Raw genomic sequence first — 22,646 nt, forward strand, 5'->3', positions numbered from 1 at the left:
GGCCTACTTCACCGGGCGCACCTGATGCTGGCCGCTGATCAGCTTCCCGATGAGCCCGGCCAGCTGACGGTAGGACTCGTCGCGCCCGCTCGACGAGCGGTAGACCAAGCCGATTCGCCGGCCCGGGCGCGGCGCCGCGAACTGTGCCAGGCCCAGGCGGCTTCTCGAGGCCTCGACGGGCACCGCGCTCTGCGGAATCAGCGTGACGCCCAAACCGCCCGTTACGCATTGCACCGCGGTCGCCAGTGAGGCCGCCCGCGTGTTGGCCAGCTCCGCCCGGACCCCGGCCTTGTGGCAGACATCCAGCGCCTGATCACGCAGGCAGTGCCCCTCGTCCAGCAGTAGCAGCGGCAGGTCGGCCAGCGCCGTCGCCGGAACCCGGCGCTTGCCCGCCAGCGGATGGCCGGGGGGCAGGGCAAGGACGAAATCCTCGTCGTAGATGGGGATCGCGCTGACCCCGGCGCCCTCGGCGGGCAGGGCGATCAATGCCGCATCCAATGCCCCTTCGCGCAACACCGCCAACAACCGCTCGGTCTGGTCTTCGGTCACCCGCAGCGCCAGCCCCGGAAGCTGCTCGGCCACCCCGGCCAGCACGGTCGGCAGCACGTAGGGCGCCACCGTGGGAATCAGGCCCAGCCTCATGCCGGCCCGCAACGGATCCGAGGCGCCCGCCGCCGCGGCGGTGAAGGCGTCGGTCGCCTCGACGACGGCCTGGGCGCGCGGCAACAGCTCCGTACCCTGGGGTGTCAAGAAGACACGCCGTGTCGAGCGCTCGACGAGGCGGGTGCCCAAGCCCGCCTCCAGCGCCGAGAGCGCCTGCGACAACGTCGACTGGCTGACGCCGAGAGCCGTTGCGGCACCGCTGAATTGATGCTTCTCGGCCACCGCCACGAACGCGCGCAGGCCGGCGATCGTCGGCTGATAACTCTTATCGGTCATACCTATAAGTGTAGTGGGAAATATCACCTTTACTTCAACCAGGGTACGCGGCAACATGGTGGAAGAAAGCTAATCTTGAGTAAATCCAGATAAGGAGCGATATGCCTCTGCTGACCATCGGCGACCAGTTCCCCGCCTACGAGCTCACCGCGTTGATCGCCGGCGATCTGTCCAAGGTCGACGCCAAGCAGCCCGGCGACTACTTCACCACCATCACCAACGAGGACCACGCCGGCAAATGGCGCGTGGTGTTCTTCTGGCCGAAGGACTTCACCTTCGTGTGCCCGACCGAGATTGCCGCCTTCGGCAAGCTCAACGACGAATTCGCCGACCGCGACGCGCAGGTTCTGGGTGTGTCGATCGACAGCGAGTTCGTCCACTTCAATTGGCGTGCGCAGCACGAGGACCTCAAAAAGCTGCCCTTCCCGATGCTCTCGGACATCAAGCGGGAGCTGAGCCTGGCCACCGGTGTGCTCAACGCCGACGGTGTGGCCGACCGGGCGACCTTCCTCGTCGACCCCAACAACGAGATCCAGTTCGTCTCGGTCACCGCGGGTTCGGTGGGCCGCAACGTCGAGGAAGTGCTGCGCGTGCTGGACGCGCTGCAGTCCGACGAGCTGTGCGCGTGCAACTGGCGCAAGGGCGACCCGACGCTCGACGCCACCGAGCTGCTCAAGCAGTCGGCCTGATCCGGGGCTGATCCCGTAGGGTCTGAACAGGAGGCGAGATGAGCGTAGAGAACCTCAAGGAAGCGCTGCCGGAGTACGCCAAGGACCTCAAGCTCAACCTGGGCTCGATCACCCGTACGACCGAGCTCGACGAGGAGCAGCTGTGGGGCACGCTGTTGGCGAGCGCCGCGGCGACCCGGAACACGCAGGTGCTCAGCGAGATTGGCGCGGAGGCGGCCGACATTCTGTCCGCCGAGGCGTACAACGCGGCGCTGGGAGCCGCATCGGTCATGGCGATGAACAACGTGTTCTACCGTGGCCGGGGTTTCCTCGACGGCAAGTACGACGACCTGCGCGCGGGATTGCGGATGAACATCATCGCCAATCCCGGTGTGGAGAAGGCGAACTTCGAGCTGTGGTGCTTCGCAGTGTCGTCGATCAACGGATGCCCGGATTGCGTGGCGGCCCACGAGCACACGCTGCGCGAGGCCGGTGTCAGCCGCGAAACCATCCAGGAGGCGCTGAAGGCCGCGGCGATCGTTTCCGGCGTGGCCCAAGCGATCGTCGCTTCCCAGACGCTGGCGACCGTCGGCTGATCGCGCCGTCGTGACCAGCGCCGTGTCCGGACCCGACTGGGTCCAGCACGCCATCTGGTGGCAGGTCTACCCGCTGGGGTTCGTGGGCGCGTTCCCCGTACCGCAGTCAAACGAGCCGCCGCAACCGCATCAACACCGGTTGCGGCGGCTCGTCGACTGGTTGGACCACGCCATCGAACTCGGGGCGTCCGGCATCGCGCTGGGCCCGATCTTCGCCTCGCGCACACACGGTTACGACACCACCGACCACTACCGCATCGATCCCCGGCTCGGCGACGATGCCGATTTCGACCACCTCGTCGCCGAGGCGCACCGACGCGGCCTGCGCGTCCTGCTCGACGGCGTGTTCAACCACGTCGGGGTGGATTTTCCGCGCCACCGCGAGGCTGCCGAGGACGACGTCGCCGCGCGCTGGTTCCGCGGACGTCCCGGGCGCTTTCACACGTTCGAAGGCCACGACGGGCTGATCACCCTCAACCACGACAACCCCGCCGTCGTCGACTACACCGTCGAGGTGATGGCGCACTGGTTGGGCCGCGGCGCCGACGGCTGGCGCCTCGACGCGGCTTATGCCGTGCCACAACACTTCTGGGCCTCGACCCTGCCCCGGGTGCGCGAGCGCTATCCGGATGCCTGGTTCGTCGGCGAACTCATCCACGGCGACTACGCCGCGGTCGTCGACGCCGCCACCTTCGACTCGGCCACCCAATACGAGCTGTGGAAGGCGATCTGGAGCAGCCTCAACGACGGCAACTTCTTCGAGCTGGACTGGGCGCTGCAGCGCCACAACGACTTTCTGAGCCGCTTCGCGCCCCTGACCTTCATCGGCAATCACGACGTCACCCGCATCGCCAGCCAGCTGGACAACCCCGCGCATGTGGCCCACGCGCTGGTGCTGCTGCTCACCATCGGCGGGGTGCCCAGCGTCTACGCCGGCGACGAGCTCGGGTTCCGCGGCGTCAAGGAAGAACGGTTCGGCGGCGACGACGCTGTGCGCCCCGAATTCGGCTCTCCCCCACTGCAACTGGATGACTTCGGCGTCCAGACCTGGGGGCTGCACCAGTACCTGGTCGGGCTGCGACGGCGCCACCCCTGGCTGCACGCGGCGTCCACCACCGCGTTACGGCTGGAAAACCGGCACTACGTCTACGAGGCGCGCAACGGCGACGACGCCCTGCTGGTGGTGCTCAACATCGACGACGAACCCCTGCACGTGTCGCTGCCGGAGCTGGGCCCGGGGCGCGCGCAGGTCATCGGCGGATCGGCGGCCCCGCCGCCGGAGGTCGTGGACGCTGTCGCCGTCGAGCCGCACGGGTGGCGGATCCTAAGCTCGGTCTAGGCGCTCGCACGTCAGCGCGTCCTGGCGGCCGTCGTAATACTTGTCGAGCACCGCGACGAAGTCCTCGTCGTCCTCGGTGGCGTGGGCGAACAGGGTCATCGACGAGCGCAGTTTGAGGTCGTCCGGCGAGCCGAAGATCTGCCCGATCGAGCGCCCCTGCACCGCGGTGACCAGTCGGGCGCACTCCCGCAACCGCGGCCCCAGCAGCTCATGACGCAGGTACGCCCGAGCCTCGTCCAGCGAGGAGATGCCGTAATGGACCGCGGTCGGGCTGCCGCCCAGGCCGCGCAGTTGGGGGAAGACGAACCACATCCAGTGGCTGCGTTTTCGTCCGGCCCGCAGCTCGTCGAGGACGTCGCCGTACACCGGCTCCTGCGCGTCCACGAAACGCTGGAGATCGAACGGGTCGCCTGCAGATCTCACCTGACTACGGTTGCACATTATGGAACTCGAAAGACGGAAGGCCGTTCGCCGACGAGTACCCAAAGTGCGCGATCTCGCCCCGCTCATGCAGTTCAAGCGGCCCGAGCTGAACGCGACCAAGCGGCGGCTCGACGCCGCCTACACCATCGAAGACCTGCGGCGCATCGCCAAGCGGCGCACCCCGAAGGCGGCGTTCGACTACACCGATGGCGCGGCCGAAGACGAGCTGTCCATCGAACGCGCCCGACAAGCCTTCCGCGACATCGAATTTCATCCGGCGATCCTGCGCGACGTCTCCCAAGTGACCGCGGGGTGGGATGTGCTCGGCCAGCCGGTCGTGCTGCCGTTCGGGATCGCGCCCACCGGATTCACCCGGCTCATGCACACCGAGGGCGAGATCGCCGGCGCGCAGGCGGCGGCCAGGGCGGGGATCCCGTTTTCGCTGTCCACGTTGGGCACCTGCGCGATCGAGGACCTCGTCACGGCCGTGCCCCAAGGCCGAAAGTGGTTTCAGCTCTACATGTGGCGGGACCGCGAACGCTCGATGGAGCTGGTCAGACGCGCCGCCGAGGCCGGCTTCGACACCCTGCTGGCCACCGTGGACGTCCCGGTCTCCGGCGCGCGGCTGCGCGACAACCGCAACGGCATGACGATCCCGCCCACGCTGACGCTGCGCACCGTGTTGGACGCGGTGCCCCACCCGAAGTGGTGGTTCGACCTGTTGACCACCGAACCTTTGGCGTTCGCGTCGCTGGACCGCTGGCCCGGCACGGTCGCCGAATACCTGAGCACGATGTTCGATCCCAGCCTGACCTTCGATGACCTGGAGTGGATCAAGGAGCAGTGGCCGGGCAAGCTCGTCGTCAAAGGGATTCAGACGCTTGACGATGCCCGCGCGGTCGTCGACCGCGGTGTCGACGGGATCGTGTTGTCCAATCACGGTGGGCGCCAACTGGATCGGGCCCCGGTGCCGTTTCACCTGCTGCCGACGGTGGCGCGCGACCTGGGTCAGCACACCGAGATCCTGGTGGACACCGGCATCATGTCGGGCGCCGACATCGTCGCGGCGGTCGCGCTGGGCGCCCGGTGCACGCTGGTCGGTCGGGCCTACCTCTACGGCCTGATGGCCGGCGGCGCGGCCGGGGTGAGCCGCGCCATCGACATCCTCGCCGCGGGAGTGATCCGCACGATGCGCCTGCTCGGCGTCACGTGCCTCGAGGAGCTCTCGCCCCGGCACGTCACGCAGTTGCGGCGCCTGGGGCCCGTGCCGCCGGTGTGAGGCCGGCCGCACCCCCGCGCTGGCCGGGGCGCGCGGGAACAAACCGGCGCCGGGCTGGGTTAAGCGCATCAGACTCAACTTTTGGAGGATTTGATGGCTGAAGCCAAGTCGGTGCCGGTGCTGTTTGTCACCGACACCATCGTGCTGCCCGGAATGGTGGTGCCGATCGCGCTGGACGACGCGGCCCGCGCGGCGATCGACGCCGCCCAGGCCAGCGAGTCGGGACAGCTGCTGATCGCCCCCCGGCTCGAGGACCGGTATCCCTCCCACGGCGTGATCGCGAAGATCCTGCAGGTCGGGCGCATCGCCGGTGGCGGCACCGCCGCGGTGGTGCGCGGCGAGCGCCGGGCACAGATCGGGGCGGGCGCATCCGGCCCCGGGGCGGCGCTATGGGTCGAGGTGACCGAGGTCCCCGAGGCCGAGGCGACCGACGAGGTCAAGGCGCTGACCGCGGAGTACAAGAAGCTGCTGCTGGCCATGCTGCAACGACGCGAGGCCTGGGAGATCATCGATTACGTCAACCGGCTGTCCGATCCGTCGGCGCTGGCCGACACCTCGGGGTACGCGTCCTACCTGAGCAACGCGCAGAAGCGCCAGCTGCTGGAGACGGTCGACGTCGCCGAGCGGCTGCGCGTGCTGATCGACTGGACCAGCGACCACCTCGCCGAGGTCGAGGTCAGCGACAAGATCGCCGAGGACGTGCGCGAGGGCATGGAGAAGACGCAGAAGGAGTTCCTGCTGCGTCAGCAGCTGGCCGCCATCCGCAAGGAATTGGGCGAGGGCGAACCCGATGGTTCGGACGACTACCGCGCCCGCGTCGAGGCCGCCGAGCTGCCCGAGAAGGTGCGCGAGGCCGCGCTGCGCGAGGTCGGCAAGCTGGAACGCTCGAGCGACCAGAGCCCGGAGAGCGGCTGGATTCGCACCTGGCTGGACACCGTGCTCGACCTGCCGTGGAACGTCAAGACCGAGGACTCCACCGACCTCAAGGCGGCGCGGGAAGTCCTGGACGCCGATCACCACGGGCTGGACGACGTCAAGGATCGCATCGTCGAGTACCTGGCCGTGCGGGCGCGCCGCGCCCAACGCGGGCTGCAGGTGGTCGGCGGGCGCGGCTCCGGTGCGGTGATGGTGCTGGCCGGTCCCCCCGGCGTCGGCAAGACGTCGCTGGGCGAGAGCGTGGCCCGGGCGTTGGGCCGCAAGTTCGTGCGCGTCGCCCTGGGCGGTGTGCGCGACGAGGCCGAGATCCGCGGGCACCGTCGTACCTACGTGGGCGCGTTGCCGGGCCGGATCGTGCGCGCGATCGGTGAGGCGGGATCGATGAATCCCGTTGTGCTGCTGGACGAAATCGACAAGGTCGGTTCCGACTACCGCGGCGATCCGAGCGCGGCGCTGCTCGAGGTGCTCGACCCGGCGCAGAACCACACCTTCCGCGACCACTACCTGGATCTGGACCTGGACCTGTCCGATGTGGTGTTTTTGGCGACGGCCAACGTGATCGAGAACATCCCGTCGGCCTTGCTGGATCGTATGGAGCTGGTGGCCATCGACGGCTACACCGAGGACGACAAGGTCGCCATCGCGCGGGACTACCTGCTGCCCCGGCAGCGGGACCGCGCGGCGCTGACCGAGGACGAGGTGGCGGTGAGCGACGCGGCGCTGCGCAAGATCGCCGCCGACTACACCCGCGAGCCCGGTGTGCGACAGTTCGAACGGCTGCTGGCCAAGGCGCTGCGCAAGGCGACCACCAAGCTGGTTGACGATCCGCGACCGATCACCATCGACGAGCCGGATCTGGTTGACTACCTGGGCCGTCCGCGGTTCATGCCGGAATCGGCCGAACGCACGGCGGTGCCCGGTGTGGCCACCGGCCTGGCCGTCACCGGCCTCGGTGGCGACGTGCTCTACATCGAGGCCGGCTCCACCGACGGTGACCCGGGCCTGCAACTGACGGGTCAATTGGGCGACGTGATGAAGGAGTCGGCGCAGATCGCGCTGTCCTACGTGCGCTCGCACGCCGCCGAGCTCGGTGTGGATCCCAAGACGCTGGACCGGCGCATCCACGTCCACGTGCCCGCGGGGGCGGTGCCCAAGGACGGCCCGTCGGCCGGTGTCACCATGGTGACCGCCTTGGTCTCGATGGCCACCGGACGCCAGGTCCGCTCCGACGTCGGCATGACCGGAGAGGTCACGCTGAACGGCCGGGTGCTGCCCATCGGCGGGGTGAAGCAAAAGCTGCTGGCCGCCCAACGTGCCGGGCTGTCAACGGTTTTCATTCCGCAGCGCAACGAGCCGGATCTCGATGACGTGCCCGCCGAGGTGCTCGAGGCGCTGGACGTGCGGCCCATGACCGACGTCGCCGAGATCGTGGCCCAGGCGCTCGAACCGGCGGCCTCGGCCGCCACGGCCGCGGCCTGATCGGGGCGCCGGGCGTGACCCGGGGCTTTCCCCGCGGTCACGCCCGGCGTTGAATGAACCCGTGACTCTCAAACGACAAGTGGTCCACCGTGTTCAACGCCTGCTGGTCAACCCGGTCGGCCGGCAGCTGCCGATGACCATGCTCGAAACCACCGGACGCAAGAGCGGGCAGCCGCGGCGCACCGCGGTGGGCGGGCGCGTGGTGGACAACCAGTTCTGGATGGTCTCCGAACACGGCGAGCACTCGGATTACGTCCGCAATATCAAGGCCAATCCGGCTGTGCGGGTGCGTGTTGGCGGCACGTGGCGCAACGGCACCGCCCACCTCCTGCCCGACGACGACGCGGTGCAGCGCCTGGGCAACCTGCCAAGGCTGAACAGCGCGATGGTGCGGCTGATGGGCAGCGACCTGCTCACCGTCCGGGTCGACCTGGACTGAACCCGCGGATGGCCTACGACGAAGACCTGGCCAACCGGATCCGCGAACTCCTCGCGGGCCGGCCCGGCATCGACGAGAAGCGCATGTTCGGCGGCCTGGCGTTCCTGGTCAACGGCAACATGTCGGTGGCCGTCAGCGGCCAGGGCGGACTGTTGGTGCGGGTGCCGCGCGAGGACACCGACAAACTCGCCGGGCGCGCGCACGTCAGCCCCATGGTGATGGCCGGACGGGAAGCCCGGGGCTGGTTGCGCGTCGAGGCCGCCGGGGTGCAAACCAAACGCCAGCTTCACAGTTGGGTCAAACGCGGGGTCGACCACGCGCGCAGCCTGCCGCCCAAATAGCGGGCGCGGTTTGCCGTCGCGGCGTGGGGGTACGCGGTGCGGTATGGACAAGCGGGTGCGACGACTGCTCGACGTGGCGGGCACCACCTACGCGGCGCAGGCGCGCATCACGCTGAGCGACAAGCCGATGCCGCTGTTCCAGCTTTTGGTGCTGTGCATGCTGGCCAGCAAGCCGATCGATGCGACCATCGCCACGGCCGCCGCGCGCGAACTCTTCAAGGCGGGCCTGCGGACTCCCAAGGCCGTGCTGGCCTCGGACCGGAAAACCATGATCGACGCCTTTGGGCGCGCGCACTACGTGCGTTACGACGAGAGCTCGGCCACCCGGCTCACCGATATGGCCGAACGACTTCGCGACGACTACTCCGGCGACATGCGCGAATTGGCCGATCGCAGCGGGCATGACGTGGCCACCGCGAAACGGATGCTCAAGAAGTTCAAGGGAATCGGCGACACGGGCGCCGACATCTACCTGCGCGAGGTGCAGGACGTGTGGACCTGGGTGCGGCCGTATTTCGATGACCGCGCCACCGGCACCGCCAAGCGATTTGGCCTGCCCGCCGAACCGAAGAAACTGGGAAGCCTTGCGCCGCAGGCCAATGCGCGACTGGCCGCCGCGTTGGTCAGGGCGTCGCTGGACGCCGATGTGCGTCAGCGGGTGGCCGGCTGAGCCGCGGTGACCATACGAATCGGTACCTCGGGGTGGTCGTACAACCACTGGATCAATGTGTTGTATCCGCCGGGAACGCCGTCGGCGCGCCGGCTCGCCCGCTACGTCGAGGCGTTCGACACCGTCGAGCTGAACGCGAGTTTCTACCGGTGGCCCAAGGATTCGACGTTCAAGGGTTGGCGCGATCAGCTGCCGGACGGCTTCACCATGTCGGTCAAGGCGCATCGCGGCTTGACGCACTACCGCCGGCTGGCCTCCCCCGAACCGTGGATCGAACGATTCGAACGCTGCTGGCAGCTGCTGGGTGATCGCCACGGCGTGCTGCTGGTGCAGCTGCACCCCGAACAGCAGCGCGATGACGCGCGCCTGGACTCGTTCCTGCAACTCATGCCCGCGTCGATCCGCGTCGCCGTCGAACTGCGGCACCCGTCGTGGAATGACCCCGCGGTGTTCGAGCTGCTGGAACGCCATCGCGCCGCGTATGTGGTGATGAGTGGGCTGGGGCTCGAGTGCATTCCCCGCGCGACGACCGATCTGGTGTACATCCGGATGCACGGCCGGATCCCGAGGCCAATTACGCCGGTTCCTACACCGCTGACGATCTGCGGCGCTGGGCCGAGCGGCTCACCGCTTGGGACGGTGAAGGGAAGGACGTGTGGATGTATTTCAACAACGACCTGGGCGGGCACGCGGTCCGCAACGCTCTCGACCTGCGCGAGCTGTTGGGCTGAGCGCCCGCGAGTAGGCTGAAAATTCCACAGAACGGAGCCCCATCCATGGCCAACTCGACCAGCTTCGTCATCATCGGCGGCGGACTCGCGGCCGCCAAAGCCGTAGAAGCTTTGCGCGACAACGATTTTGATGGGCACATCATTGTGTTCGCCGACGAGGAACATCTGCCCTACGAGCGGCCGCCGCTGTCGAAGGAGTATCTGGCCGGCAAAAAGTCGCTGACCGATTTCACCGTGCAGAACTCCGACTGGTACCGCGACCACAACGTCGACCTGCGGCTCAACACGCGGGTGAGCACCCTGGATGCCGCCGCCCACACGGTAGGGCTTCCCGACGGCACCACGGTCGGCTACGACAAGCTGTTGCTGGCCACGGGATCGGCCTCGCGCCGGCCCCCGATACCGGGGGCGGACTCCCCCGGTGTGCATTACCTACGCACCTACGAAGACGCCGTGGCATTGAATGACGTTCTGTCCGAAGGCGCTTCGCTCGCGGTCGTGGGCGCCGGGTGGATCGGGCTGGAAGTGGCGGCGGGTGCGCGCCAGCGAGGTGTCAACGTCACCGTGGTGGAAACCGCCAGGCAGCCGCTGCTGGCCGCGCTGGGCGAGACCGTCGGCGAGGTGTTCGCCACCCTGCACCGCGAGCACGGGGTGGATCTTCGCCTCGAGACGCAGGTCGCGGAGATCACCAGGGCCGACGGCTCGGCCACCGGCCTGCGGATGCGGGACGGATCGACGGTGGCCGCCGACGCCGTGCTGGTGGCCGTCGGCGCCAAGCCCAACGTCGAACTCGCCGAGCAGGCCGGGCTCTCCCTGGGCGACGGCGGGGTGCTCGTCGACGCCTCGTTGCGCACCAGCGATCCCGACATCTATGCGGTCGGCGACATCGCGGCCGCCGAACACCCGCTGTTGGGCACCCGCATCCGCACCGAGCACTGGGCCAACGCGCTCAAGCAGCCCGCCGTGGCGGCGGCCGGGATGCTGGGCACACCAGGCGAATACGCGGAGCTGCCCTATTTCTTCACCGATCAATACGACCTCGGGATGGAGTACGTGGGACACGCCCCCAGCTTCGAGCGGGTGGTGTTTCGCGGTGACGTCGCCGGCCGGGAGTTCGTCGCGTTCTGGCTCGACGGCGACCACCGGGTGCTGGCCGGGATGAACGTCAATATCTGGGATGTGCTCGACGACGTCAAAGCGCTGATCCGGTCGAAGGCCGCCGTCGACCCCGACAAGCTGGCCGACCCGCGGTCACCCCTGGGCGAGCTGCTCGGCTGAGCCATCCTCGGCGGTGGTCCCGGCGCCGGAGTCGTCGGGGCTGTGCGGGACGGGCGCCCAGGCCCCGTCGATAACGTCGGGTGGGAACTGCGCCTGCAGGCGTTCGCGTTCGGTGCGGCGGCGTTTGATCCGCAGCCGTGCGTCGCCCGGCATCGTGACCAGTTCATTGCACGTCAGGTAGTACATGTCGTCGACGGCGTCGATCAGGTCCGCCTCGACGCGCAGAGATCCCAACGCGCGCAACGTCATCCGCAGTTCGTGCGTGAACCGCATCGTGGTGTCGTGGGCCAGCTCCCGCGAACCGCGCGCGTTGGCGGTAAGCCGCTCGGCCAATGTGGCGGGCGTGGGCTCGGGGGGTGCGGCCCCTGCCGCGGCGGTCAGCAACATCGTCGGGTCGTCGGCGAAGGTCTTGCTGGCCAGCTCGGCCTCGCCCGGACCGCGGTGCCCGATTCGTGCGACGACCGCGTCCACAATGGCGGCGGTCTTCGGCGACAGCGCACGAATGCTCGCGAGGTTGCCCTCGGCGGCCAGCGCGCGCAACGGCGGGTCGGCCCGCAGCGCCGACGCCAGCTCGGCCGTCTCCGCCGCGACGAGTCCGCTGTCGGTGATCATGCTGATCCCGGGCACGCTGCGCCCCGCCTGGCTGCGCGGCAGCGCCGCGGCGGTGACGCCGGTGTCGATCAACCAGAGCGCGTTGAGGATCCAGCCCTGGTGGATGCGGTCGCGCAACAGCCGCAGCCGCACTTCCAGGGCCGCTTCGGGCAGCAACGCCAGTTGGGCGGCGTCGAGGTGCTCTGCTTCCGCGGCGGCGCAATACGCCCGGGTGTCGGCCCGCAGGTGACGCAGGAGCGCGACCGACCGCCCCGCGGCGACGGCCTTGGCGACCGAGCCGAGCGCCCCGGCCGTCCAGGCCGGCTCGCCGAACGGCAGCGGATCGCCGACCTGGGGCTGGTCAACGAGGGCGTTGCGGGCGACGGCGTCCTGGTCCCAGCCGGGCAGCTGGCTGGCCGCGACCATGTTGACCGACACGCCGACGTAGGCGCGGTGGCCGAACACCGCGATGGCCCTGCTGCCCCATTCGGCATCGGCGACGCCGCCGAGGGCGAGCGCCTGTCCCAGCACCCGGCTCGCGGCGCGCAGCCCGCTCAATTGGACGTCCAGCGTGATGGGGGTGAGCGGTCCGGGCAGCGCCTCGGCCAGTGCGGCGCCGCTGAAAACCGGGAACCGCGAATCGATCTGATCGTCGAATTCGCCCTCCAGGCCTTCCGGCGCGGCCGTGCGCACGTCGTCACCGGCCGGTCGCCGAGATTGCGGCAGCACCTCGACGGGCAGCGCGAGCTGTCCCCCCTGGTTGATCGCGCCGGCGGTGTCCAGCCGGCGCCCGACGAGTCCCCGCGCGGTGTCGGCGACGGCGTCCAGCGCGTGCCAGCCGTATGAGAACATCCAGTCCTCTTGTGCCGCAGCGACATCGAACTCCGGCGTCAGCTGGGCCCAGCTGCGCACCCGATGCGGCCGGATGCGCGGGTCGGCGGCTCGCAACACGCGCCAGGCGGTGACCATGTTGACGGTGTCCGGGCTGGCGAGGTCCACCACACCGGTGCGGTCGGTATCCATCGCCAGGACCAAAAAGCGCATCAGGTCGTCGAGGTGCAGCACGCGCATGGGCTGCGCGGACACCTTGCTGCGCAACAGCGTGGCCACGGTGCGGCACACCATCCAGTCGAGCTGGCGCCCGACCGGTGGCGCGATCCGGATGACCGCGGTGGGGCCCCAGCTCGAGGACACCAGGTCCTCGGCAGGCCGATACAACTCGGGCCGTCCCGCGGCCTGCGACACGAACACCAGGCGGGAGCCGGCGCGCGCGGCCGCATCGGTGACCCGCGCCAGCCCGTCCATGCCGGCGCTGCCGGGCGCGGTGGGGTCGATGGGTGCCAGGTGGATGACCGCGTCGGCCTCGTCGGTGAGTTCCCGCAAGACGCGGTCGCGCAGCGATGCGCAAACAAATTCGACGTTGCGGTCGAGGCAGGGATGCGGGAGCTCAGCAATGCCTGTGACCGTGTGCCCGGCAGCGATGAGCTGCCCAGCGACCAGGCGCCCGAGTGCGCCGGTGGCGTCGGTAACCAGGATGTGCACCTGGGCTCACCTCCCCCAACCCTCAGCACTCAACAATAGGCAAGTCGGCATAGGCTACGCGACCGTTACCCAGGATCGGCGCCGTTGACCTGGCGCCATACGGGTGACGGGGCTAGCGCAGCGTCGCGCTGCCGTCCGCGGCGACGGCGACCTTGGCGCCACCGAGATCTTCACGCACCGAGGCCTGCACCGCGTCGGCGTCGGTGACCACGGCCAGCGCGCGCGACCCGTCGGGGGTGCGCACCGCCAGAAAGGCCTTTTCCGGCCGTCCCTCGCGGTCATACGGCGTCGTCCACGCCTCGAGGGTGCCCACGCCTTCCCATTCCACCACCGCGTCGGTCGTCGGCTCCGCGTCGACCTCTGGTTGCGTGTCCTCCCAACGGAATTCGGCCGGCGGTTCGGTGCCGTAGACACCGAAGCTGTGTTTGGTCAGGTAGCCGCCGTTGGCGGTGATCAGACCGCGCCGGCCCGGATTGGCCACCAGCAACTCCGCCATGGTTGCTATCGAATGCATCACGTAGTTGCTCCACGGGCCGCCGGCGAACGTCAGTCCGCCGGTCACGGTCAGCGGCCGGGCGGGGTCGTCGACGCTCAGCCCGAGTTCGGCCGCCGCGACTTGCACCGCGGAGGGAAAGCACGAGTACAGGTCGACGTAATCGATGTCGTCGATGCCCAGGCCGGCCAGCTCGAGCGTCCGCGCGCCGGCGATCCGGATGGCCGTGGACCGGTGCAGTTCGTGGCGCTCGGCGATGGACGGTGTGTCGTGCGCGTCGGTGCCCGCGTGCGGGTACACCCAGCGTTCGGCGGGGATCTTCAGCCTCCTGGCCTGCTCGACCGAGGTCAGAACGAGCGCCGCGCCCTGGTCGACCATGTTGTTGGAGTTCATCAACTTGGTGTAGGGCCAGCTGATCATCCGGTTCCGCGGGCCCACCCGGCGGATGTCGTCGGCACTGGACGGCGTGCGGATCCACGCGTGCGGGTTGTCCACCGCCACCGCGTTGAACCGCGCCCACAGCTCCCCGATGCGCCGGAGGTGATCGTCGATCGACTCGCCGCGCGCCACCCGCAGCGCCTGCTCGAACAAGGGGTAGACGTAGGCCGGGCGGTCCAGGGAAATCCTGATCTCGGCGTCGCCGGCCATCGGGACGTCGTCGCCGCTCACCTCGGCCATCGGGACCGAGCGGTCCTGTTCGGTCCACACCAGCTTGCCGCCCTGGGCCCGCAGACCCCGCCTGGTGCGCCAGGTTTCGGCGCCGGCCAGCAGCACGACGCCAGCGCGGCCGCCCTGGATGTCCAGGCAGGCCTGGTTGAGCAGCGATTGCGGCACATTGCCGCCGACCGGGCTGTACAGCGTGGTGAAATCCGAGGCGCCGATGCGCTGGCCCAATAACAGCCCGGGATCCCGATACTGGGCCGACAGGATGTTGACCACCCGGATCGAGTCGACCGCCTCGATCACCGCGGCGTCGGCGGCCCGCTCGACCGCGGCCACCATCAGGTCCATCGGCTCGACGGACCGCGTGGCCGGATCGATCTCGTCGCGGTGGTTGACCTGGCCATAGCCGATCAAAACCGGGGTCCTGGGGTCAGCGGTCATGCGTCGAACCTATCGGACCCCCAGCGTGCGGCTCGCCGCACAGTGGGGCGCGAGCGCGCGGCCGGCCGCACATTCGGGCGATCGCGGGGCGGCTCAGGCGTCGGTGGCCGGGCCGAACAGCACGCGGTCGTCGATCAGCCGCTGGATGTCGGTGGTGTTCATTCCCAGCACGTTTCGGCAGATCTCGACGGTGTCCTGCCCGGGCTGAGGTGCCGGGGCCCGCCGGGCCGACGGAATGTGGCGGTAGGGCGCCGGTCCCGTCTCGGCGGGCAGCGGGTTCTCGATCAGCGGATGAGTCATGGCGCTGTAGACGTTTCGCGCGATCAGCTGCGGGTCCTCGAGTATGTCGGGCGGACGGTTCATCGGCCCGGCCGGAACACCCGCCGACTGCAGCAGTTCGGCGGCCCGCAGCGGGGTGCGGGTGCGGGTCCAGGCCGAGACCCGTTCCACCAATTCGTCCCGATTGTCCAGCCGCGCTTCGCCGGTGGCGAAGCGCGGGTCATCCGCCCATTCGGGGTGGTCGAAAACCGAAGCGGCGCGCCGCCATTCGTCGTCCGTTCGGATCGAGATGACGCACCATTCGTCGTCACCGGCGCAGGGATAGACCGCGTGCAGGCTGGTGTCCTGCCGGATCCGGTCGATGCCCGCGGCCAGCGCGGCTTGCGTGACATACAGGGTGTCGAGCTGGTTGACCACGACTTCGGCCTGCGAGATGTGGACGTGGGCGCCGTTGCCCGTCCGGTCGCGGTGGATCAGCGCGGCCAGCGCGGCGATCGCGGTGACCCGGCCGACCACGTGGTCGGGGAACACCGTCGTCGCGTCGTAAAACGCGTGCCGCGCCGCGTCGGCCCCCTCCCCCGGGCCGTCGCTCGTCCAGAGCCGGGTGACGCCGGTCGTGGCCCGCACGAGCGGGCCGTACCCCAGTCGCGCGCTCCACGGCCCCGTGTCGCCGAACGCGCTGCTCTCGGCGAGCACGATCCGCGGGTTGAGGGCGCGCAGCTCGTCGTAGGAAAACCCCAGTGCGGTAAGGGTTCCCGGCTTGAAGTTGGCGAAGACCGCGTCGGCGTCGGCGACGAGCCGGCCGAAGATCTTCTTGCCCTCGGCGCTGCGCAGGTCCAGCCCGAAACCGCGGTTGTTGCGGTGCGTCCAGGCGAAGGACTCGCTCATGGCCTCGCCGACGCGGGCCTGGCGCAATCCGTCGGGGTAATCGGCGCTCTCGATTTTGATGACGTCGGCGCCCAGGTCGCCGAACAGCCGGCTCAGCTCACCGCCGGCGACGATGATGCCCAGATCCAAAATCCGCAGTCCCGCAAAGGGATAGTCGCCGAGCCGGCCGGAGGCAGACGGCACCACCGAGGGATTGCCGCGCCAGTACGGTTCGTCGTGGCCCGCGGCGGGCACCGGAGTGCGGAAACCCGCGCGCCGGCCGTCGACCACGAAATACCCGGTCGGCACGGCGGTCCGCACGCCGGGGACGAGCTCGGCCTCGGTGATCGCGCCGACCGCCTGGAAGTGATCCGAACCCAGGATCCGCGCCGGCGTCAGCACCGCGGCGATGGGCACCCCGTGCGCCTGTCCGGCGGCCACCAGATCCTTCATGCTCTGTCCGGCGAAGAGCTTCTCCAGCAGCTCGCTGATCTGCGGCCACACCGCGAATCGCGCGCCGATCACGTCGTATTTGGGATCTTGGAAGTCTTCCGGCTCCCCCAGCCAGCGCCGCAGGCCGCGCCACTGCCGGGGCGCCATCACGCACAGCCGGACGTAGCCGTCCCGGCAGGGGTAGATCGGGTAGGCGTCCTGGTTCTTCGGGCGGCCCCGCCACCGCCCGGTGCGCCGGACGCCGGCGGCGGCCTGCCCGTGCGCGCCGAAGGCCGGGTCGAGGGCCATGACGACCGCGTCGAACCACGAGAAGTCGATGTAATCGCCGGTGCCGCAACGCAATCGGTTGTAGTACGCCGCGAGCGCGGCCCACGCCGCCTGGACGGCCGCGGTGGCCGACGCGATGCCGTCCGGCGGCAGCACCGGGGTGCCGATGGTGGGGCCGGACCGTGACAGCGCGCCGCACATCGCGTACAGCACCGGATCCGTGGCGCGCCACGAGGAGCGCGGGCCGGTCGCGCCGAAGTCGGTGATCGACAGCACCACCAGGTGCGGGTAGCGGGCGGCGAGCTCCTCGCCGGAGGTTCCGAACATGGCGCCGCGCTCGTCGGCGCCGGTGTCCACGACGATGTCGGCGTCGGCGGCCAAATCGAGGAAGCGGGCGCAGTCCTCGTCGTCGAACGGGTCGAGCACCGCGCTGCGCTTGTTGGCGTTGTGCACGGCGAACGGGATGCTGGCGCCGCGCAGCGTCGGCAGCGCGTCACGCGCCAGGCAGCCGCCCGGCGGTTCGACCTTCAACACGTCGGCGCCCAGATCGGCGAACAGGCGGGTCACCACGTCGGCGACCCCGCTCGACAAGTCGAGGACGCGCACGGCATCCAGCAACCCGTCGACCATCTGCACACCGTACCTGCCTGGTCAGGGCGCTGCACGGCGGGCGTTTAGCCGCCCGGCCGAGCGACGAGGCGGCCAAAAGGCCAGGTGGGCAAGCCGATTCGGTCTCCGTCCGTCCGGGTCAGCCGCAACGCTCGGTCGCGGACCCGCGCCGGCGCGGCGTGGGCTATCGTCACAGGCCGACCGCGACCCGTCGTCCGATGGAGGCACCCACTATGACCGCGCACTTGAGCTACGTCGAGGCCGTGGTGGTCGGCGCGTTCCAGGGCGTCACCGAGCTGTTCCCGGTCTCGAGCCTCGGGCACGCGGTGTTGGTGCCGGCACTCGTCGGCGGGCGGTGGGCGCAGGACCTCAGCGTCTCGGCCCCCCACTCGCCCTACCTCGCGTTCATCGTCGGCCTTCACGTCGCCACCGCCGCCGCCCTGCTGCTGTTCTTCTGGCGCGACTGGCTGCGCATCCTGTCGGGGTTCTTCTCGTCGCTGCGGTATCGCCGCATTCAGACGCCCGACGAGCGGCTGGCGTGGCTGATCGTGGTGGGCACCATCCCGGTGGGCCTGGCCGGCCTGGCGCTCGAGCAGCTGTTTCGGACCACGCTCGGCAAACCGATCCCGGCGGCGACGTTCCTGTTGCTCAACGGCATCGCCCTGTACGTGGGCGAGGTGCTGCGCCGGCGCATCGCGCCCGCGCCCGCGCCGGGACAGCCGGCGCCGTCCGATGCGGAGCTCGAACACGGCGACGAGGCCTCGGATCAGCGGCTGGCGCAGCTCCCGCTGCCGCGCGGCCTGGTGATCGGGGCCGCGCAGATCCTGGCCCTGTTCCCCGGTATCAGCCGGTCGGGGATCACGATCGTCGCCGGCCTGTGGCGCGGCCTGTCGCACGAGGACGCCGCGCGCTTCTCCTTCCTGCTCGCGACGCCGATCATCCTGGCCGCCGGGGTGTACAAGATCCCGGAGCTCTTCGGGCCGCTGGGCGCCGGCATCGGCGGCCAGGTGCTGGCGGGCAGCGTCGCCTCGTTCGTCTGCGCCTACCTGGCCGTGCGCTTCCTCACCCGCTATTTCCAGACCCGGACGCTGACCCCGTTCGCGATCTACTGTGCGCTGGCCGGCGCCGCCAGCCTGGTGTGGCTGGCCGTGCGCTGAACCTCGCCCGGTCCGACCGGCTGTTGCGCGGCCGGACTTCGAGTGCTGTGCTTACCGGATTGTCTAGTTGACACCCGTCAAGAATCTGGAAGGCACGAACATGGCAGACACGGGTTCCCTCGGCCTCAAAGTCCGCGGAAAGGTCATCGTCATCACCGGCGGTGCCCGGGGAATCGGGCTGGCCACCGCGACCGCGCTGCACAATCTGGGCGCCAAGGTCGCCATCGGCGACGTCGACGAGGTGCGGGTGAAGGAGTCGGGCGCCGACCTCGGACTGGACGTCTACGGCAAACTCGACGTCACCGACCCGCACTCCTTCGCCGATTTCCTCGACCAGGTCGAACGCCGGCTCGGCCCGATCGACGTGCTGATCAACAACGCCGGCATCATGCCGGTCGGCCGCATCGTCGACGAGCCGGACGCGGTCACGCGGCGGATTCTGGACATCAACGTCTACGGCGTGATCCTGGGCAGCAAGCTGGCGGCCCAGCGCATGGTGCCCCGCGGCACAGGCCACGTCATCAACGTCGCCTCCCTGGCCGGGGAGCTCTACATCGTCGGCCTGGCGACCTACTGCGCCAGCAAGCACGCGGTGGTCGCGTTCACCGACTCGGCCCGGCTGGAGTACCGCTCGGCCGGGGTGAAGTTCTCCGCGGTGCTGCCGACGTTCGTCAACACCGAGCTCACCGCGGGCACGGACGGGGCCAAGGGCTTCCGCAACGCCGAGCCCGCCGAGATCGCCGACGCCATCGTCAAGCTGGTGGCCCACCCCAAGCCGCGGGTGCGGATCACCAAGGCCGCGGGGGCGATGGTGGTGTCCCAGAAATTCTGGCCGCGCCGCATCGCCGAGGGCCTCAACCGGATGCTCGGCGGGGATCACGTCTTCACCGACGACGTCGACGTCGAAAAGCGGCAGGCGTACGAAGCCCGCGCCCGCGGCGAGGAGTAGCGGGAGGGATCGGTGGGAACAATCGGTGAGATGACCCACGCAACCGCGCTCTCCGACGACGAACTCGCCCTGATCGACAAGTACTGGCGTGCCGCCAATTATCTGTCGGTCGGGCAGATCTACCTACTGGACAACCCGCTGCTCACCGAGCCGCTGACCATCGATCACGTCAAACCGCGGTTGCTGGGTCACTGGGGCACCACCCCCGGGCTCAACCTCGTCTACGCGCACCTGAACCGGGTCATCCGCCACCGCGACGCCGACGTCATCTACGTGACCGGGCCGGGGCACGGCGGACCGGGGCTGGTCGCCAACGCCTACCTGGAAGGCACCTACAGCGAGGTCTACACGGGCATCGAGGAGGACACCGAGGGCCTGCGCAAGCTGTTCCGGCAGTTCTCCTTCCCCGGCGGCATCCCCAGCCACGTCGCGGCCCAGACGCCGGGATCCATCCACGAGGGCGGCGAGCTCGGCTACGCGCTGGTGCACGCCTACGGCGCCGCGCTGGACAACCCGTATCTGGTGGTGGCCTGCGTCGTCGGTGACGGCGAGGCCGAAACCGGGCCGCTGGCCGCCAGCTGGCACTCCAACAAGTTCCTCAACCCCGTCACCGACGGCGCCGTGCTGCCGATCCTGGCGCTCAACGGCTACAAGATCGCCAACCCGACGGTGCTGGCCCGCATCCCGCACGCCGAACTGGAATCGCTGCTGCGCGGCTACGGGTACCGCCCGATCACGGTCGCCGGTGACGACCCGGCCGATGTGCATCGGCAACTTGCCGCCGCCCTCGACGACGCCTTCGACGACATCGCCGCCATCCAGAGTGCGGCCCGCGGCGGCAACGGGGTCGAGCGGCCCGTGTGGCCGATGATCGTGCTGCGTACCCCCAAGGGCTGGACCGGGCCAAAGATGGTGGACGGCAAGAAGGTTGAGGGCACCTGGCGCTCGCACCAGGTGCCGCTGGCCGCGACGCGCGACAACCCCGAACACCGTGCCCAGCTCGAAGAGTGGCTGCGCAGCTATGGGCCCGGGGAGCTTTTCGACGAAAACGGCCGGCTGCGGCCGGAGCTGCGGGCGCTGGCGCCCAGCGGGGATCGCCGGATGAGCGCCAACCCCCACGCCAACGGCGGGCTGTTGCTGCACGACCTCGACCTGCCCGACTTCCGCGACTACGCCGTCGCCGTCGAGCGACCGGCGGCCGTCACGCACGAGGCGACCCGGGTGCTGGGCGGGTTCCTGCGCGACGTGATCGCCCGCAACAAGGACCGATTCCGGCTCATGGGGCCCGACGAGACGGCCTCCAACCGGCTCGACGCCGTCTACGGATCGACCGACAAGGTGTGGCTGTCCGAGATCGAGCCCGACGACGAGCACCTGGCGCCCGATGGTCGCGTCATGGAGGTGCTGTCCGAGCACCTGTGCCAGGGCTGGCTGGAGGGCTACCTGCTGACGGGGCGGCACGGCCTGTTCAACTGCTACGAGGCGTTCGTGCACATCGTCGACTCGATGCTGAACCAGCACGCGAAATGGCTTGCCACCAGCCGGGAATTGCCGTGGCGGCGGCCGATCGCGTCGCTGAACTACCTGCTGAGCTCGCACGTGTGGCGGCAGGACCACAACGGGGCGTCCCACCAGGACCCGGGGTTCATCGACCTGGTCGCCAACAAGCGGCCCGAGCTGACCCGGGTGTACCTGCCGCCGGACGGTAACACGCTGCTGTCGGTGGCCGATCACTGCCTGCGCAGCCGCGACTACATCAACGTCATCGTCGCCGGCAAGCAGCCCGCGCTGGCCTATCTCGACATGGATGAGGCCGTCGCGCACTGCACCCGCGGGCTGGGCATCTGGGAGTGGGCGAGCACCGCGACCGACGACCCCGACGTGGTGCTGGCGTGCGCCGGGGACATCCCGACACTCGAGACGCTGGCCGCCGCCGACATCCTGCGCTCCGAGCTGCCGGAGCTGGCCGTCCGCGTGGTCAACGTCGTCGACCTGATGCGGCTGCAGCCCGACACCGAGCACCCGCATGGCCTGCCGGACCGCGAATTCGACGCGTTGTTCACCCCGGACAGGCCGGTGATCTTCGCCTACCACGGCTATCCGTGGTTGATCCACCGGCTGACCTACAGCCGCACCAACCACGCGCATATGCACGTGCGCGGCTTCAAGGAACGCGGCACCACGACGACGCCCTTCGACATGGTGATGCTCAACGATTTGGACCGCTTCCATCTGGTCATGGATGTCATCGACCGGGTCGACGGATTGGCCAGCCGCGCCGCCATGCTGCGGCAGCGCATGGTCGACGCCCGCCTGGCCGCGCGGATGTACACCCGCGAGCACGGGGAGGACGACCCGAAGATTTCGGGGTGGACCTGGGGCCCGAGCGACTGAGATTCGCATGACGGCAATCGCATTGGCCCGTCGCGCCGTGGGCCGCCGGTAGACTGGCCGGATGCATGAGGCCGGCACAGTCGACGTTCACCCTGTGGCGTCCCAGCCTTCGGCACTGCACCGGTTCCGGATCCACCTGGACATCGGCGTCGTCGTCGTGGTTCTCGTCCTGACGGATTTGATCGCGCATTTCACCACGCCATGGGCGAGCGTCGGCACGGTCCCGGCCGCCGCCGTCGGGCTGGTCATCTTGATGCGGTGCCGCGGTTTGGGCTGGGCGGACCTCGGCCTCGGGCGCGAGCACTGGAAGCCGGGACTGGGCTATGCGCTGGCGGCCGTGGCGGTGGTGGCCTCGGTGATCGCGGTCGGCGTGCTGCTGCCGGCGACCCGGCCGATGTTCCTGAACAACCGCTATGCCACGATCTCGGGCGCGATGGTCGCCTCGATGGTCATCATCCCGCTGCAGACCGTCATCCCCGAGGAGCTGGCGTTTCGGGGCGTCCTGCACGGCGCGCTCAACCGGGCGTGGGGTTTTCGCGGGGTCGCGCTGGCGGGCTCGCTGCTGTTCGGGCTGTGGCACGTGGCCACGTCGTTCGGACTGACCAGCAGCAACGTGGGGTTCACCCGGCTGTTCGGCGGCGGGATCGTGGGAATGGTGGCGGGGGTGGCCGGCGCCGTGGTGGCGACGGGAGCCGCGGGGTTCGTCTTCAGCTGGCTGCGCCGGCGCAGCGGCAGCCTGATCGCGCCGATCGCGTTGCACTGGTCCCTGAATGGGCTCGGTGCGCTCGCCGCCGCGTTCGTGTGGCACCTGTCCACCTGAGAA

The 22,646-nt window shown here is 69.5% G+C and carries 18 protein-coding genes and 1 pseudogene; 14 read left to right on the top strand and 5 right to left on the bottom strand.

From position 1 onward, the window contains the following. Nucleotides 1-3 precede the first annotated feature (3 nt). Nucleotides 4-939: a hydrogen peroxide-inducible genes activator gene (locus OCU_RS37900; RefSeq protein WP_009953016.1), complete on the bottom strand. Its 936-nt coding sequence runs from the start codon at nt 937-939 to the stop codon at nt 4-6. A 101-nt stretch (nt 940-1,040) separates the two neighbouring features. Here OCU_RS37900 and OCU_RS37905 point away from each other — a divergent pair, with 101 nt between their 5' ends. Genes OCU_RS37905 through OCU_RS37915 form a run of 3 tightly spaced genes read left to right on the top strand, consistent with a single transcriptional unit; the run spans nt 1,041 to nt 3,542 of the window. Next, the gene (locus OCU_RS37905; RefSeq protein ID WP_008256883.1) at nt 1,041-1,628 is read left to right on the top strand and encodes a peroxiredoxin; all 588 of its coding nucleotides are present in this window, start codon (nt 1,041-1,043) and stop codon (nt 1,626-1,628) included. Between the two features lie 38 nt (nt 1,629-1,666). Continuing rightward, a complete protein-coding gene (locus OCU_RS37910; protein WP_009953017.1) occupies nt 1,667-2,203 on the top strand; it encodes an alkyl hydroperoxide reductase in 537 nt (178 codons plus the stop codon). 10 nt (nt 2,204-2,213) lie between these two features. Continuing rightward, a complete protein-coding gene (locus OCU_RS37915; protein WP_014380160.1) occupies nt 2,214-3,542 on the top strand; it encodes an alpha-amylase family glycosyl hydrolase in 1,329 nt (442 codons plus the stop codon). Here OCU_RS37915 and OCU_RS37920 read toward each other — a convergent pair. Continuing rightward, on the bottom strand, nt 3,528-3,965 hold the full coding sequence (locus OCU_RS37920) for a DUF1810 domain-containing protein (protein ID WP_009953019.1): 438 nt from the start codon (nt 3,963-3,965) through the stop codon (nt 3,528-3,530). The two genes, OCU_RS37915 and OCU_RS37920, sit on opposite strands and share 15 nt — an antisense overlap. 19 nt (nt 3,966-3,984) lie before the next feature. Between OCU_RS37920 and OCU_RS37925 the strand changes: the two genes are divergently transcribed. The 7 genes and pseudogenes from OCU_RS37925 to OCU_RS37955 all read left to right on the top strand — a co-directional run bounded on the left by OCU_RS37925 (nt 3,985) and on the right by OCU_RS37955 (nt 11,118). Then, nucleotides 3,985-5,244 (top strand): alpha-hydroxy acid oxidase, encoded by a 1,260-nt coding sequence (locus OCU_RS37925; protein ID WP_014382602.1) that lies wholly within the window; start codon nt 3,985-3,987, stop codon nt 5,242-5,244. A 93-nt stretch (nt 5,245-5,337) separates the two neighbouring features. Beyond that, nucleotides 5,338-7,659, top strand: coding sequence for an endopeptidase La (gene lon, locus OCU_RS37930; RefSeq protein ID WP_179293458.1), 2,322 nt, complete (start codon nt 5,338-5,340; stop codon nt 7,657-7,659). A gap of 61 nt (nt 7,660-7,720) precedes the next feature. Beyond that, nucleotides 7,721-8,098 (top strand): nitroreductase family deazaflavin-dependent oxidoreductase, encoded by a 378-nt coding sequence (locus tag OCU_RS37935; RefSeq protein ID WP_036396652.1) that lies wholly within the window; start codon nt 7,721-7,723, stop codon nt 8,096-8,098. Between the two features lie 8 nt (nt 8,099-8,106). Beyond that, nucleotides 8,107-8,439: a TfoX/Sxy family protein gene (locus OCU_RS37940; protein ID WP_009953025.1), complete on the top strand. Its 333-nt coding sequence runs from the start codon at nt 8,107-8,109 to the stop codon at nt 8,437-8,439. Nucleotides 8,440-8,482: 43 nt separating this feature from the next. Then, nucleotides 8,483-9,109, top strand: a complete 627-nt coding sequence (locus tag OCU_RS37945; RefSeq protein ID WP_009953026.1) for a hypothetical protein — start codon at nt 8,483-8,485, stop codon at nt 9,107-9,109. A gap of 6 nt (nt 9,110-9,115) precedes the next feature. Next, nucleotides 9,116-9,840 (top strand): annotated as a pseudogene (locus OCU_RS37950) (DUF72 domain-containing protein). 45 nt (nt 9,841-9,885) lie between these two features. Continuing rightward, nucleotides 9,886-11,118, top strand: a complete 1,233-nt coding sequence (locus OCU_RS37955) for an NAD(P)/FAD-dependent oxidoreductase (RefSeq protein WP_009953028.1) — start codon at nt 9,886-9,888, stop codon at nt 11,116-11,118. Here OCU_RS37955 and OCU_RS37960 read toward each other — a convergent pair. From OCU_RS37960 to OCU_RS37970, 3 genes are all read right to left on the bottom strand, one after another. Further along, entirely contained in the window at nt 11,092-13,251 is a 2,160-nt protein-coding gene (locus tag OCU_RS37960) for an NAD-dependent epimerase/dehydratase family protein (protein ID WP_009953029.1), read from the bottom strand. The two genes, OCU_RS37955 and OCU_RS37960, sit on opposite strands and share 27 nt — an antisense overlap. Before the next feature lie 112 nt (nt 13,252-13,363). Beyond that, nucleotides 13,364-14,848 (bottom strand): acetyl-CoA acetyltransferase, encoded by a 1,485-nt coding sequence (locus OCU_RS37965; protein WP_009953030.1) that lies wholly within the window; start codon nt 14,846-14,848, stop codon nt 13,364-13,366. 93 nt (nt 14,849-14,941) lie between these two features. Beyond that, nucleotides 14,942-17,350 carry a CaiB/BaiF CoA-transferase family protein gene (locus tag OCU_RS37970; protein WP_009953031.1) on the bottom strand — a complete coding sequence of 803 codons (2,409 nt, stop codon included), beginning with the start codon at nt 17,348-17,350 and terminating at the stop codon, nt 14,942-14,944. Between the two features lie 206 nt (nt 17,351-17,556). Here OCU_RS37970 and OCU_RS37975 point away from each other — a divergent pair, with 206 nt between their 5' ends. From OCU_RS37975 to OCU_RS37990, 4 genes are all read left to right on the top strand, one after another. Beyond that, nucleotides 17,557-18,480: an undecaprenyl-diphosphate phosphatase gene (locus OCU_RS37975; protein ID WP_008256912.1), complete on the top strand. Its 924-nt coding sequence runs from the start codon at nt 17,557-17,559 to the stop codon at nt 18,478-18,480. Between the two features lie 100 nt (nt 18,481-18,580). Next, nucleotides 18,581-19,429, top strand: coding sequence for an SDR family oxidoreductase (locus OCU_RS37980; RefSeq protein WP_009953032.1), 849 nt, complete (start codon nt 18,581-18,583; stop codon nt 19,427-19,429). A 30-nt stretch (nt 19,430-19,459) separates the two neighbouring features. Then, nucleotides 19,460-21,823, top strand: a complete 2,364-nt coding sequence (locus OCU_RS37985) for a phosphoketolase family protein (RefSeq protein ID WP_009953034.1) — start codon at nt 19,460-19,462, stop codon at nt 21,821-21,823. 61 nt (nt 21,824-21,884) lie between these two features. Then, complete coding sequence (locus OCU_RS37990) at nt 21,885-22,643, top strand: CPBP family intramembrane glutamic endopeptidase (protein WP_029384263.1); 759 nt, start codon at nt 21,885-21,887, stop codon at nt 22,641-22,643. Nucleotides 22,644-22,646: the final 3 nt, after the last annotated feature.

The sequence above is a fragment of the Mycobacterium intracellulare ATCC 13950 genome (genome assembly GCF_000277125.1).
GTDB lineage: Bacteria > Actinomycetota > Actinomycetes > Mycobacteriales > Mycobacteriaceae > Mycobacterium > Mycobacterium intracellulare.